Genomic DNA, 13,222 nt, shown 5'->3' with positions numbered 1-13,222 from the left:
CCCCACGCGCGCGTGCACGTCTGACCGTTGTCAGCTGTCCGCGTGTGTCAGCCCTTGGTGGTGCACTTCGGGAGGTCGGCGGTGTCGCCGGAGCGGATGTCCTCGAGGGCGTTCAGCGCGTCGTCGATGGTGTCCACCTTGACGAGGGTGAGCCCGTCGGGGGTGTCCTTGGCGGCCGCGGCGCAGTTGTCCTTGGGCGTCAGGAAGTACTGGGCGCCCTTGCTGCGCGCGCCGACCGTCTTCATCTCGATGCCGCCGATCGGGCCGACCTTGCCCTCGTCGTCGATCGTGCCGGTGCCGGCCACGAACTTGCCGCCGGTCAGGTTCCCCGGCGTGAGCTTGTCGTAGATGCCGAGGGCGAACATCAGACCGGCGCTGGGGCCGCCCACGTCGGCGAGCTTGATGTCGACGGTGAACGGGAACGTGTGGTCGGTCCCGGCGGAGATCCCGACGATGGCCCGGTCCTCGCCGGAGTCGTCGGACTTGGCGGTGGTGATCGTGACCTTCTCGGTCTCGGTCGCCGTCTTGTTCTGCTTCTCGGCGGCGGCCTGCGCCTTGGCGGGCACGATGACGAAGTCGACGTCCTCGCCCGGCTTGTGCTTGGTGACCAGCGTCGCCACGTCCTCGGGCGCCTTGACGGCCGTACCGTCGACGGACTTGATGACGTCACCGGCGTGCAGTTTGCCCTCGGCCGGGGAGCCCTTGAGGACGGTGGAGACGATCACCCAGGACTTCACCGGGATGTCCAGCTCCTTCAGGGCGGCGACCTTGGCGCTCTCCTGGGACTGGCTGAACTCCTCGGCGTTCTCCTGGGTCGACTCCTCTTCGGTCTTGCCGTTCGGGTACAGGGTGTCGTGCGGCACGACCTTGTTGTCATGCGCGAGCCACCCGTACACGGCCTCCACAAGATTCATCTTGTAGTCGGCGCTGGTGACCCGGACGGTGGTCATGTTGAGATGCCCGGTCGCCGGATAGGTCTTGTGCCCCGAGATCTGCAGCACCGGCTCGCCGTCGTGCTCCCCGAGCGTGTTCACCGTCGGCCCGGGTGACATCTCCGAGTAGGGCACGGGAATCAGCACTCCCGCGCACAGGAGCGCGATCAGCATCAGGGTGGAGGCGAGCATCGTCGCGGTGCGGCGTGGCATGGAACGACAGTACGGGACCGGCCTGTCAGCGCACTGCCGGGGCCGCCGTCCGGGGCGACGGCGCGGGGCCGCCCCTAGCCGCCGGTGTGGGACCGCTCCATGGCCTCACGGAAGCGTGTGTAGCCCGCGAGCTCGGTGCCGTCCTCTCTGGCCTTGCGGTTCCGGCTGGCCCAGCCGCCCCACAGTCCGGCACCGATCGCAGCCACAAGCGGAATCAGCAACCAGGCGAGCGCCCCCATGCCGACCTCCCAACCCCTACCAAGCGACCGCAACTCACTGATGAGCAGATTATCTGTCCGCTCCGTCAACGCTCACGCTGGGGGGCGGGTTACGCAACCGGAACGCGCACGGCACCCTTCCGGTCACGCTGAACGGCTCGGCAGGTCCCGATCCGTTCCTCCTGTCACCAAGCCACCAACGCGTCAACGAGGGCGTCAAGCGCCGACCCATTCATCGGTACCGTCCGAGAACCTCTGGTGCTTCCAGATGGGCACCTCATGCTTCAGATCGTCGATGAGTTTGCGGCACGCCTCGAAGGCCTCCCCCCGATGGGGACACGACACCGCGACGACCACGGCGAGATCCCCGACCTTCAGGTCACCCACCCGATGCACAGCCGCGAGCGCCCGCACGGGATACTCGGCGATCACCTTCTCCGCGATCCGCCGCATCTCCGCCTCGGCGCTCGGATGACATGAATACCCGAGCTCATCGACATCGGCACCCTCGTCGTGGTTCCGCACGGTCCCCACGAACAGCGCCGTCCCACCAGCGGCATCGTCCCCGACCGCCCGAAAGACCTCGTCCACGGAGAGCGGCGTCTCCCGTATCCCGATCAGCTTGATGGGCTCATCGGCCCCCTGCTCCCCGGGGTGATCACTATGCGCAGCCATACCCCCATCGTGCCTCACGCCCCGTCGACCCGACATGGTCGATCACCAGTCACGCGCGCGTGGAGCTCTGGAGCGTCCTACAGCGAACCCCCTCCCGGGCGCACCCCGCCGAGGGCTCCCTCAAAGCCGCCGCCGAGCCTTCCGAGCCCGCCGCACCAACGCCGCCGTACCCAGCAGCGCGACCGTCGCCCCCGCGGCCCCGGCCGCCGTCGCGTCCTTCCGCCCAAGCCGCCGCCCAGCCACGGTATGCCGCCCGGACACCTCTTCCAGCAGTTCCGCGAGCACCTCCTCGTTCGTCCACTGCGGCCGCCACCCGGCGTCGTGCAGCCGACTCCCGCTCACCACCCACGGGTACATCGTGTACGCGAGATCCCCGGCCGGCGAAGGCGTCAGTCCGATCCGGTGCAACCGAGCCGCCGCTCCGAGCGCGACCGCCGAAGGCAGCTCCATCCGCCGGATCCCGCTGAGCTCCTCGACCTCCTCCTGCTCCAGCCACCCCTCGCACCCGACGGCCAGCTCCCCGTCGACCTTCTCCAGCACGGCGTACTCAAGAGCCCCGCACAGATCCTCGACATGACAGAACTGCCAGGCGGGCCGCGACCCGGCCACCACCAACAGCCGAGGCGACTCGAAGTACCTGGTCAGCGCCGTGTCCGTTCCTCCGACAAGGATCGCGGGGCGTACGACGGTGACATTGAGGCCCGGATGGGCGCGCGGCGCCCGGCGCGCGAGCCGCTCGATCTCCAGCAGGTCACCGACCCCGGTGGCCTCGGCCGTCGCCCGCAACTCCGCGTCCTCGGAGAGCGGCAGTTCGTTGTCGGGCAACGCCCCGTAGACCATCGCGGAGGTGCACAGCACGACCCGGTGCACCCCGGCCGCGGCGGCGGCCGTGAGCACGGTCTGGGTGCCGCGCACGTTGTAGGCGCTGCGCGCCGCCGAGTCGGTGCCGAGGTCGAGGTCGACGGCGAGGTGCACCACGACGTCCGCCCCGCGCAGCTTGTCGGCGATGGCCGGATCCCGTACGTCCAGGATGTGCCACCGGGCGGCTGCGCACTCGCCGCGCCGCTCGTCGATGGCGATGACCTGCCGGACCTCGTCGGACTCGGCGAGGCGCTCGGTGAGCAGCGCGCCCACCCCGGACGCGGCACCGGTGACCGCGACGACGGGCCCGCGCAGGGCGGAGCTGGTTGAGTGGTTTCGCGCTGCGCGAACCTTTGGATCTGGGGAACTCACCGGGCGTCTCCAGCGGTTGTCTTCAGTACGGACGCGGGTGACGCGTACGTACCAGGTGGCATCCATCCTGCCGCAGGCCTACGGTCGGCGGAGCACTGAGGCCCGAACCGGCCTTGGTGTCTACGCTGGGTGGTGTTCGGGCAGCCGTGCCGTCGGGAGAACCGACGGCCCTATCAGCCGAGGAATCCCGTGAGTGACACCCCATTCGGATTCGGCCTTCCGCCGGAGGAGCCGGACGACGGCGACGGCAAGGAGAAGGACCAGCAGAGCGGTGGTGGTCAGGGACCGGCCAATCCGTTCGGCTTCGGCTTCCCCGGTGCCGCCGGCTCCGGCGCCGACAATCCGTTCGCCGCGATGTTCGGTTCCATGAACCCCACCGACCTGGGAGCAGCCTTCCAGCAACTGGGCCAGATGCTCTCGTACGAGGGCGGCCCGGTGAACTGGGACATGGCCAAGCAGATCGCCCGCCAGACGGTCTCCCAGGGCACCGCCGACGGCACGAAGGACTCCAGTGTCGGCCCCGCCGAGCGCCCCGCGGTCGAGGAGGCCGTCCGGCTGGCCGATCTGTGGCTGGACGACGTGACGTCCCTGCCGTCCGGCGCGGGCTCCGCCGTGGCGTGGTCCCGCGCGGAGTGGGTGGAGGCGACCCTCCCCGCCTGGAAAGAGCTCGTCGACCCGGTGGCCGAACGCGTGGGCGGCGCCATGGGCGACATCCTGCCGGAGGAGATGCAGGCCATGGCCGGCCCGCTGATCGGCATGATGCGCTCCATGGGCGGCGCCATGTTCGGCACGCAGATCGGGCAGGCCGTGGGCGTGCTCGCGGGCGAGGTCGTCGGCTCGACCGACGTCGGCCTGCCGCTCGGCCCGGCCGGGAAGGCGGCCCTGCTGCCGCTGAACGTGGCGGCGTTCGGCAAGGACCTGGGCGTCGCCAAGGACGAGGTGCGGCTCTACCTGGCCCTGCGCGAGGCCGCCCACCAGCGCCTCTTCGCCCATGTGCCGTGGCTGCGCTCGCATCTGTTCGGCGCGGTCGAGGGCTACGCGCGCGGGATCAAGGTCGACACGGCCAAGCTGGAGGACGTGGTCGGCCAGTTCGACCCGCAGAACCCCGAGGAGCTGCAGCAGGCGCTCCAGCAGGGCATGTTCCAGCCGGAGGACACCCCGGAGCAGAAGGCCGCGCTGGCGCGTCTGGAGACGGCGCTGGCGCTCGTCGAGGGCTGGGTGGACGCGGTGGTGCACGCCGCCGCGAAGCCGCGCCTGTCGTCCGCCGACGCGCTGCGCGAGACCCTGCGCCGCCGCCGCGCCACCGGCGGCCCGGCCGAGCAGACGTTCGCCACGCTGATCGGCCTGGAGCTGCGCCCGCGCCGCCTGCGCGACGCCTCCCGTCTGTGGGCCTCCCTCACGGACGCGCGCGGCGTCGACGGCCGGGACGCCCTGTGGGCCCACCCGGACATGCTGCCCACCGCCTCCGACCTGGACGACCCGGACGGCTTCGTCCACCGCGAGCAGCTGGACTTCTCCGAGCTGGACAAGATGCTCGGTGAGGCCGCGGACGGCTCCACCGAGAAGCCGGATCCGAAGAAGAAGGACGACGACACCGAGTGAGCCTGCTGGACGACGCGGTCCTCGTACTGAAGAGCTACGAGGACCAGCCAGAGCTGCGCCAGGCCTACCTGGACCATTTGGCGGCCCACCCGGACGGCATGTGGAAGGCCTGCGGCGCCGGGCACATCACGGCGAGCGCCCTCGTGATCGACCCCACGCGCGGCCGGGTCCTCCTCACGCTCCACAAGAAGCTGCGCATGTGGCTCCAGATGGGCGGCCACTGCGAGCCCGGCGACACCGTCCTCGCGGACGCGGCCCTGCGCGAGGCCACGGAGGAGTCCGGCGTCACGGGGCTCACCCTGCTGCCGGGCGGCCCGGTCCGCCTCGACCGCCACCCGATCCCACCGCCCTGCCACTGGCACTACGACGTCCAGTACGCGGTATTGGCCCCACCGGACGCCGAGCACACCATCAGCGACGAGTCGCTCGACGTCCGGTGGTTCCCGTACGCCGAGGTTCCGGACGTGGCCGACGAGTCGGTCGTACGCCTGCTGGAGGCCACGCGGGCAAGGCTCTGACCGGGTCTTCGAGACTCTGACCGGCCTTCCGGGTGGGCCTGCCCCGCGCCTCGATGCGGGTCCGCGTCGCTCCTCGACGCGGGTCCGCCCCGCTCTTTCGAGTGGCGTCGACGCTTGATCGGTGTGAAGCTGACGGGCTCTGGGCAGCCCCCCGCCGGGGGAACGACGCCGTAAGGGGCGGCCGCAATGGCGACCGCCCCTTACACCTGTCCAGCCCTCGCGCGTCCCCGCGGGTGAGCAGCCCGATCCCATACCGGCGATCAGTTGCGGCTGCCCCCGAGGGAGTTCCCGCTCAGCCCGCCGGCGCCCATGCCGAACTGGCCGAGCACTCCGGACGTACGCAGGTGCTGCGGCGGCAGCAGCTCGCTCGGCTGCACCAGGACGTGTCCGCTGCCGGAGAAGTGCATCTCCCAGCCCTCACCGGTGGAGCCCCGGCGGCGCCACACGGCGGAGGTCGAGGTGGGCGCCTGGAGCTGCGTGCGCAGGGAGGTGGACCAGGCGATGACGGCGTCCGAGTCGACACAGATGTTCTTCTCGGGGGTCACTTCGAGGGCGAGCGGCTCGCCGGAGGTCATCAGGACGACCTTGCCGCCGCCGGACAGTTCCAGGTTGTACGCCCCCGCCGAGGCCACCTCGACGGCGCTGTCCACGGCGACGATGCCGACGTTGAGCGAGCCGTCGAAGGCGAGGACGGCGGAGGAGTCGACGGTGATGCCCCGGCCGACCTCCATGATGTGCAGGTACTGCGCGAAGTTGGCGAGATAGACGATCCCGTTGCCCTTGCAGCGCATGAGTTCGAGCCGCTCACCGGTCATCCGCTCGGCGTTGCGCCAGCTGCGGTTGCGGTACTGGCTGTCGAACTCGACCTGCCCCTCGAAGGCGACCATGGCGCCCTGCCGGGCCAGGACGGGACTGCTGCCGATGGTGACGTCGGTCTTGAGCAGCTGCGGGTTCTGCAGCGTGTAGCGCTCGGTGTGCTCCACCGGGATGTGCGCGAAGAGTGTGCTGTGCATGGTGTGCTGTTCTCCTCTCAGCCCCGGTCAGCCACGGATCTTGAAGCGGTCGCCGGTGTCCTCGCTGGGCTGGACGACCACGAAGCCCTGTCCCTTGAACCCGATCTGGAAGGCTTCGCCGCTGCCGCGCCCGATGAGCGCGCCGGCCTTGATGGTGCGGCGGGCCTTCATGTCGAGGCCGTCGGTCCAGGCGATCAGCGCGTCCGGGTCGACGTACGTCTCCCGTTCGGCGCAGTCGAGAGAGATCGGTACGCCGCGGCTGACCAGGGCGACCCATCCGGTGCCGCGGATCACCAGGTTGGTCAGACCGGAGCCGGAGAGCTTGGCGAGGCCCTTGACCGGTTCGATGGTGAGTTGGAGGGAGGCGTCGCAGGCCAGCAGAGTGGGGCCGTTGACGGACAGCGCCTCGTTGTTGAGGTGGAGGATGAGGACGTCTCCGCCGTAGTCGGCGAGGTAGAGATCGCCGTCGCCGCGGCAGAGCATCAGCTTGCCGCCCTCGCCGGTGACCATTTCCTCGGCGCTGCGGCGCAGGGTGGCGGGCGGGCCGTCGAACTGTACATAGCCGTCGTACGCGATCATCGAGCCGGCCTTGGCCAGCAGGTCCTGGCCGGTGACCATGGTGACCTTGAGCGTCTTGGAGCTGTGCACGCTCATGCGGACGCCGGTGGACGCGGAGCGGTGCGCGTTGAGTGTCTGGAGGTCCATGCTCTGCCTCACACCTCGAAGGGCTGTACGACGACGAAGTTGCCGGGGGCGCCGCGGAACTGGAGGTTCACGGCCTCCTGGGTCTGCCGGGCGTACCCGGAGCGGCGCAGCCTGAGCGAGGTCGTGGTGACGGCCTGTGCACCGGCGGACCAGGCGATGACGGCGTTGCCGTCGACGTAGGTGGCCGGGCCGACGGGCAGGACGACGGGGGTGCCGCGCGTCTTGACGACGACCGCTCCGGTGCCGGAGAAGAGCATGCTGAACAGGCCGCCGCCGGGCAGTCCGGCGCCCTCGATACGGCGGATCTCGGTGTCCAGTGCCTCGTCGAAGGCGAGGACTCCGCGGGCGCTGGTGTAGAGCTGCTCGCCCTGGAGGCGGATGACGAAGAGCCGGCTGCCCTCGTCGGCGAGGAACACCTCACCGTCGCCGGAACAGCGCATCAGGGCCATGCCCTGGCCGGTGAGCTGTCCGGTCAACTTGCCGAGCAGGCCGGAGCCCTTGTGGGCGAAGTCGATGTCGCCCTGGTAGGCGACCATGCTGCCCTGCTTGGCGAGGATGTTGGCGCCCTTGGTGAGGGTGGTCCGCACCATCTGCGGGTTCTGCTCGGTCCAGCGGTCGCCGACGGGCGCCTCGGAGTACTTCGTCAGAACGACGCGCAGGCCCGCCTCCGGCGGTACGGGCGCGAGTTGTGTGGCGCCGCCGAAGGGCTGCGACTGGCCCGGGAAGGCGGCGGGGGCGCCCGGGGGTGTGAACGGCCCACCCTGTGGTGCGGCACCGGGGGGCGTGAAGGGTCCGCCCTGGGGTGGTGCGCCGGGGGGTGTGAAAGGGCCGCCCTGTGGCGGGGCACCCGGAGGCGTGAAAGGTCCGCCTTGAGGCGCTGCGGGAGGCGGCACCGTGCCGCCGGGCGGTGTGTTCAGGGGCGCCGCGATGGTTGGCGCGGCGTGCACGGAGGGCGAGGGCGCCGGGGGCGCGAAGCCCTGTGCGGGCTCCGGGGCAGGCGCGGGCGCAGGGGCTGCCGGGGCGCCGAACGCGGGCGGGGAGAAGCCCGGAGCGGCGTCGGGCTGCGGCTGCTGCGGCGCGGCGGGCTCCTCCTCGGCGACCTCGCCGCCGAAGTTCTTCAGCAACGCGTCCAGGCCGCCGTCGAAGCCCTGTCCGACGGCCGCGAACCGCCATACGTCCTTGAGGTAGAAGTCGCCCAGCATCACGGCGCGCTCGGTGGTGAACTCCGAGCCGTCGAACGGGTACCGGGCCACCTCCTCACCGCCCGCGACGATACGGATGTAGCCAGGGGAGATCTGCGACATCTGTCCGTTGCCGTCGATCGTCGCCGTGAACGACAGCTTGTGGATCTGGGGCGGGATCTTGTCGAGTGTGACCCGGAAGGACTCCGTGTCGCCCGCCTGGGCGCCCAGGAGCTGGATCGACTCCTCGGGAGTCTTCGGCTGGTTGAAGAAGACGAAGTACCGGTCGTCGGAGAGCCGTTCGTCGGCGTCCAGCCCGAAGCAGCTGATGTCGAAGGTCAGCCCGGGGGCAGCGATCTGTACGCCCACGTACAGATCCGTACCCGCGGTGAGGTCACTGATCTTGGCCTTGTGGCCGCGTTGGAATTCCCTGGCCATGCGTAACGACCGTCCCCCATCCCGAAAGTGAGTGCGCCTGCGAGTGCGTCGCGCCAGGCTAACCGCAAAGTCCTGGGCCGTACGAGGCCGGTACAGAGCCGGTACAAAAGCGCGACTTCGGCCACACGTCGGAAAAACGCGCACGCGCGCGTGGGGTGTCCGTTCCACCTCTCTCGCCACGTATGGACGTCACTGGTGACGAGGCCGCGTCACGCGTGACGCGGCGACATCACGCGCGGGTGTCACTCTTCTCGGGCGGCGGGCAGATGAGGCAGCCGGCCGGCGGCGACCACCCCTTCGAGGTAGCCGCGAGCGCGCTCGGTGCGCGGATAGGCCTCCAGCAGCCGCCAGAAGCGGGGGCCGTGGCCGGGTACGAGCAGGTGGGCGAGTTCGTGGCAGAGGACGTAGTCGACGACGTACTCGGGCATGCCCTGCAGGCGGTGGGACAGCCGGATGCTGCCCTCGGCGGGGGTGCACGAGCCCCAGCGGGTGTTCTGGTTGGTGACCCAGCGGACGGAGTTGGGTCGGGCACGACCGCCGAAGTACTGGTCCGACAGCCGGGCGGCGCGCTCGGCCAGTTCGGCGTCGCCGAGGAGCCGCTTGCTCTCCTGCGCGGCCAGCTTGTCGAGCATGACGGTCACCCAGCGCTGCTCCTCCGCCTCGGACATCCGAGCGGGGATGAGCACGACGGTGCGATCGCCCTCGCGGTACGCGGAGACCGTTCTGCGCCGTCGCGCGCTCCTGCGGACCTCGATCGCGCTCGCCCCCGAGCCGCTTGGCGGCTGGCTCGTCGTGCTGCGCTGTGACTTTCCGGCGCGGTGCAGTGGGTCGGCGGGCACGCCCTGACGTTACCCGCTGCACACGCGGGAAGTCCCGCCTCCGGAACGCTTCGGTATCGATCCGCACTCCGAGCGCCTGATTTGTACGACGAATGCTGTCGCCTGTGGACAACTCTCGACACGCTTCGTCGTGGTCCGTGCATGCTGGCACTCGTCGGCGGACCAGGCACTCGCCCCGTCGGCACACGGGGACGTTCTACTGGCTACGGGGGCCGATCATGCATCCGATGGTGAAGCCCGCGCTCCGGCGCGGTTGGCGGGATCTCAACACCGTGCAGTTCGGTCTCGCACCGGCGCACGCCATGGTGCTGGGACCGATGGACACGGCGACGGGCAGCTTCCTTTCGCTGCTCGACGGAACACGCGGGCTGCCGCTTCTGCGCGACGAGGCACGCCGTATGGGTCTGCCCGACGGTCATGTGGACGGGCTGGTGGATCGCCTGGCCAGGTCCGGACTGCTGGACGACGCCACGGGCGGCGGACCGGCCGCGGACGAGCTGCGCGGCCGGCCCGAGGTCCTGGACCGGCTGCGCCCGGACGCCGCCACACTGTCTCTGATCGCGCCCGCCCCCGGCGACGCGATGAAACACCTGGCCGCCCGCCGCTCACTGAGAGTGCAGGTACGGGGCGCCGGCCGGGTGGGAGCGGTGCTCGCCTCGCTGCTGTCAGGTGCCGGTGTGGGCGAGGTCGATGTACGTGACGTCGGCCGGGTCGAGCCGTGGGATGTGACGCCGGGTGGGCTGCCCGCCGAGTCGATCGGCGAGCGCAGGGACGTGGCGGCACGCCGGGCCGCTCGCCACGCGGCGCCCGATCGCCCGCGTCGCCGCCGCCGAGGACCGCAGTCGCCGGAGGGCCCGGCGGACAGCGGGCCGACGAGCCGCCTGAGTGAGGAACCCGGCTTCTCCCTCGTGATCCTCGCCCCACGCGACAGTGTCGATGTCCACGCCCCCAAGCCCGCCGCGGCCGAACCGCTCCTCTCCTCGGGCACACCCCATCTCTACGCCGGGGTGGTGGAGGGAACGGGCGTGGTCGGCCCGCTGGTCCTGCCCGGCGAGACGGGCTGCGCCGGTTGCCTGGATCAGGGCCGCACCGACCGCGACGAGGCCTGGCCTCGTCTGGTCGCCCAGTGGCGCTCCGGTCGCCCGCGCCAGGTCGAGGCCTGCGATCTGACGTTGGCCACGGCGGTCGCCGGTCTGGCCGCGGGGCACGCGCTGGCCTATCTCGACGGACAGCTGCCATCCAGCGCGGGCGCCCGCTGGGAGGCCTCGGTGCCCGGGTTCGACTGGCACTCCCGCCCGGTGTGGCCGCACCCCGCGTGCCCCTGCGGGGCGGCGGAGAAAGGTGCGGTCGACAAAGGTAACGGGGAACACACCTCAAAGGACCGGGATCCGCACGAGACAATGGCAGGGCATCAGCGGTCAACGCGGTTGTCCCGCAAGGCACACGCGGCACGGCCGGCTGGGACTTGGAGGGCGCATGTCTGATCTTCCCCGCAAGGCGGTCACCCGGACCGCCAAGCTCGCCGCGCTCCCGCTCGGCATCGCCGGTCGGGCCACCTGGGGACTCGGTAAACGCATCGTCGGCGAATCCGCGGAACTCGTCGGCCGTGAGCTCCAACAGCGCACGGCGGAGCAGCTGTTCAAGGTTCTCGGTGAGCTGAAGGGCGGCGCGATGAAGTTCGGGCAGGCCCTGTCCGTCTTCGAGTCGGCGCTCCCCGAGGAGGTCGCGGGCCCCTACCGTGCGGCGCTGACGAAGCTCCAGGACGCGGCGCCGCCGATGCCGACCCGCACGGTGCACTCCGTGCTGGCGGAGCGGATCGGGGAGGACTGGCAGGAGTTGTTCCCGGAGTTCGACGACAAGCCGGCCGCGGCGGCCTCGATCGGCCAGGTGCACCGTGCGGTGTGGCACGACGGCCGCGCGGTCGCCGTCAAGGTGCAGTATCCGGGTGCGGGCGAGGCCCTCCTGTCCGACCTCGGCCAACTCAGCCGCTTCGCCCGCCTCCTGGGCCCTCTGATTCCCGGGATGGACATCAAACCGCTCATCACGGAGCTACGGGACCGTGTCTCGGAAGAGCTCGACTACGGCCTGGAGGCAAAGGCCCAGCAGGCGCACGCGGAGGAGTTCGCGGGCGACCCGGATGTCGTGGTCCCGGCCGTGGTGCACCAGTGCGAGCAGGTACTGGTGACGGAGTGGATGGACGGCACGCCTCTGTCGGAGGTGATCACCGACGGTTCCCAGGAGCAGCGCGACCGGGCGGGGCAGCTACTGGCCCGCTTCCTCTTCTCGGGCCCGGCCCGCACCGGCCTCCTGCATGCCGACCCGCATCCGGGCAACTTCCGTCTTCTGCCGGACGAGAAGTGCGGCTGGCGACTCGGCGTTCTCGACTTCGGCACGGTGGACCGTCTGCCGGGCGGCCTGCCCAGGCCGATCGGTGAGGCGCTGCGGCTGACCATCGAGGGTGAGGCCGAGGCGGTCTATGAGATGCTCCGCACCGAGGGCTTTGTGAAGGAGTCGATCGACCTGGACCCGGACGCGGTCCTCGACTATCTGCTCCCCATCATCGAACCGGCCCGGGCCGACGAGTTCGCCTTCGCCCGTGGCTGGATGCGCAGTCAGGCCGCCCGGATAGCCGACCCTCGCTCCCCCGCCCACCAACTGGGCAAGCAGTTGAACCTGCCCCCGTCCTATCTCCTCATCCACCGTGTGACCCTGAGCACCATCGGTGTCCTGTGCCAGTTGGGCGCGACGGTCCGCCTCCGTGACGAACTGGAGGAGTGGCTGCCGGGCTTCATATCGGAAGGGGAGCCGGAGGAGGAGAGCGAGTCGGCCGCGGAGGCGTAAGCGGTCCGCAGGCGTCCCGGCGGAGCCCGACCGGAACCGGTCAGGCCGCGACTCCGCCGACCCTGCGGACCCACACGGGGAAGGGCGGAGGTTCGGTCTCGGACTCGGCTGGGTCCTCAACCTCCTCATCGTTGCCTGGTTCCTCAAGGCCCGACCAAGCGTTCACGTCCGGCGCGGCGTCGTTCAGGAATGCCTCGACGACAGGCCGCAGATCGTGCACGGGCATGTGAACACCGCCGAATGGCAGCTCGTCCGTACCGACCGAGCCGGTGGAGCAGCGCAGTTGGCCGGCTTGGGCGTCGTACCAGACGTAGAACGTCGCGTGTCCCGAGTAGCCGGAGTCATGGACGCGGGCCTGGATGGCTGCGGCCGTGTGCTCAAGGGCGGCTGCGACCTCGGAGACGGACAACCGTGTCCTGTCCTCGGGTTCGGCGCTCAGGCACCAGGTGTTGGTCCTCTGCTCCGCGACCCGGTCGTTCGGTTCCAGCAGCAGTGGCTCGTCGGCGATCTCGGCGATCCATGTCAGCAGCACGGCAGCAGTATCCCTTCGGGGCTCACCACCAGGCAGAGTCCAGTCGGCCCTCGATCGCTCTGAGGTTCTCGCGGGCGCATGTCTCGCAGAAGTAGTGGCGTCTGCCGTTCTCCACGGAGCAGATCCACAGGGGTTGGGGGGCTTCGGCGGTGGCTCCGCAGCGGGCACACACGAGGGGGTGGGGTCCTGCGGTGGAGCCGCTGTCGTTGTCCCCGGAAAGGCTCGTCACTCGGCGACGATATCTCCGCGGCCGGGGGATTCGGAGTCACCACGCACCGCGGG

At 70.5% G+C, this 13,222-nt stretch carries 14 protein-coding genes; 4 read left to right on the top strand and 10 right to left on the bottom strand.

The annotated features are described in order from the left end of the window. Positions 1-47: 47 nt before the first annotated feature. The 4 genes from STRIP9103_RS33105 to STRIP9103_RS33095 all read right to left on the bottom strand — a co-directional run bounded on the left by STRIP9103_RS33105 (position 48) and on the right by STRIP9103_RS33095 (position 3,271). Complete coding sequence (locus STRIP9103_RS33105) at positions 48-1,145, bottom strand: YlbL family protein (RefSeq protein ID WP_009327785.1); 1,098 nt, start codon at positions 1,143-1,145, stop codon at positions 48-50. Between the two features lie 74 nt (positions 1,146-1,219). Beyond that, positions 1,220-1,351 carry a hypothetical protein gene (locus tag STRIP9103_RS52895; RefSeq protein ID WP_258539363.1) on the bottom strand — a complete coding sequence of 44 codons (132 nt, stop codon included), beginning with the start codon at positions 1,349-1,351 and terminating at the stop codon, positions 1,220-1,222. Between the two features lie 228 nt (positions 1,352-1,579). Next, on the bottom strand, positions 1,580-2,038 hold the full coding sequence (locus STRIP9103_RS33100) for a molybdenum cofactor biosynthesis protein MoaE (protein ID WP_009327787.1): 459 nt from the start codon (positions 2,036-2,038) through the stop codon (positions 1,580-1,582). 120 nt (positions 2,039-2,158) lie between these two features. Continuing rightward, positions 2,159-3,271 (bottom strand): SDR family oxidoreductase, encoded by a 1,113-nt coding sequence (locus STRIP9103_RS33095; RefSeq protein WP_009327793.1) that lies wholly within the window; start codon positions 3,269-3,271, stop codon positions 2,159-2,161. A gap of 189 nt (positions 3,272-3,460) precedes the next feature. On the opposite strand from STRIP9103_RS33095, the gene STRIP9103_RS33090 reads away from it, so the two are divergent. Then, positions 3,461-4,873 (top strand): zinc-dependent metalloprotease, encoded by a 1,413-nt coding sequence (locus STRIP9103_RS33090; protein WP_009327804.1) that lies wholly within the window; start codon positions 3,461-3,463, stop codon positions 4,871-4,873. Continuing rightward, complete coding sequence (locus STRIP9103_RS33085) at positions 4,870-5,391, top strand: NUDIX hydrolase (protein ID WP_009327789.1); 522 nt, start codon at positions 4,870-4,872, stop codon at positions 5,389-5,391. The genes STRIP9103_RS33090 and STRIP9103_RS33085 overlap by 4 nt, the downstream gene beginning before the upstream one ends. A 260-nt stretch (positions 5,392-5,651) precedes the next feature. Here the strand turns inward: STRIP9103_RS33085 and STRIP9103_RS33080 are convergent, their stop codons facing one another. The 4 genes from STRIP9103_RS33080 to STRIP9103_RS33065 form a co-directional block, all read right to left on the bottom strand. Further along, complete coding sequence (locus STRIP9103_RS33080) at positions 5,652-6,404, bottom strand: AIM24 family protein (protein ID WP_009327799.1); 753 nt, start codon at positions 6,402-6,404, stop codon at positions 5,652-5,654. Between the two features lie 27 nt (positions 6,405-6,431). Next, the gene (locus STRIP9103_RS33075; RefSeq protein WP_009327795.1) at positions 6,432-7,109 is read right to left on the bottom strand and encodes an AIM24 family protein; all 678 of its coding nucleotides are present in this window, start codon (positions 7,107-7,109) and stop codon (positions 6,432-6,434) included. An 8-nt stretch (positions 7,110-7,117) separates the two neighbouring features. Beyond that, complete coding sequence (locus tag STRIP9103_RS33070) at positions 7,118-8,728, bottom strand: TerD family protein (RefSeq protein WP_009327786.1); 1,611 nt, start codon at positions 8,726-8,728, stop codon at positions 7,118-7,120. 242 nt (positions 8,729-8,970) lie between these two features. Then, positions 8,971-9,567: a M48 metallopeptidase family protein gene (locus STRIP9103_RS33065; protein WP_009327803.1), complete on the bottom strand. Its 597-nt coding sequence runs from the start codon at positions 9,565-9,567 to the stop codon at positions 8,971-8,973. Between the two features lie 218 nt (positions 9,568-9,785). Between STRIP9103_RS33065 and STRIP9103_RS33060 the strand changes: the two genes are divergently transcribed. Next, positions 9,786-11,051, top strand: a complete 1,266-nt coding sequence (locus STRIP9103_RS33060; protein WP_009327790.1) for a TOMM precursor leader peptide-binding protein — start codon at positions 9,786-9,788, stop codon at positions 11,049-11,051. Further along, on the top strand, positions 11,044-12,408 hold the full coding sequence (locus tag STRIP9103_RS33055) for an ABC1 kinase family protein (protein ID WP_009327792.1): 1,365 nt from the start codon (positions 11,044-11,046) through the stop codon (positions 12,406-12,408). The genes STRIP9103_RS33060 and STRIP9103_RS33055 overlap by 8 nt, the downstream gene beginning before the upstream one ends. 40 nt (positions 12,409-12,448) lie before the next feature. On the opposite strand, the gene STRIP9103_RS33050 is transcribed toward STRIP9103_RS33055, so the two are convergent. Beyond that, complete coding sequence (locus STRIP9103_RS33050) at positions 12,449-12,940, bottom strand: hypothetical protein (RefSeq protein WP_048821430.1); 492 nt, start codon at positions 12,938-12,940, stop codon at positions 12,449-12,451. A 22-nt stretch (positions 12,941-12,962) separates the two neighbouring features. After that, entirely contained in the window at positions 12,963-13,169 is a 207-nt protein-coding gene (locus STRIP9103_RS47380; protein ID WP_009327801.1) for a hypothetical protein, read from the bottom strand. Positions 13,170-13,222: the final 53 nt, after the last annotated feature.

Origin of the sequence: Streptomyces ipomoeae 91-03 (assembly GCF_000317595.1) — a bacterium.
GTDB classification, from domain to species: domain Bacteria; phylum Actinomycetota; class Actinomycetes; order Streptomycetales; family Streptomycetaceae; genus Streptomyces; species Streptomyces ipomoeae.
Note: the sequence above shows the minus strand (reverse complement) of the source record. Positions and strands in the feature narration are given on the sequence as shown.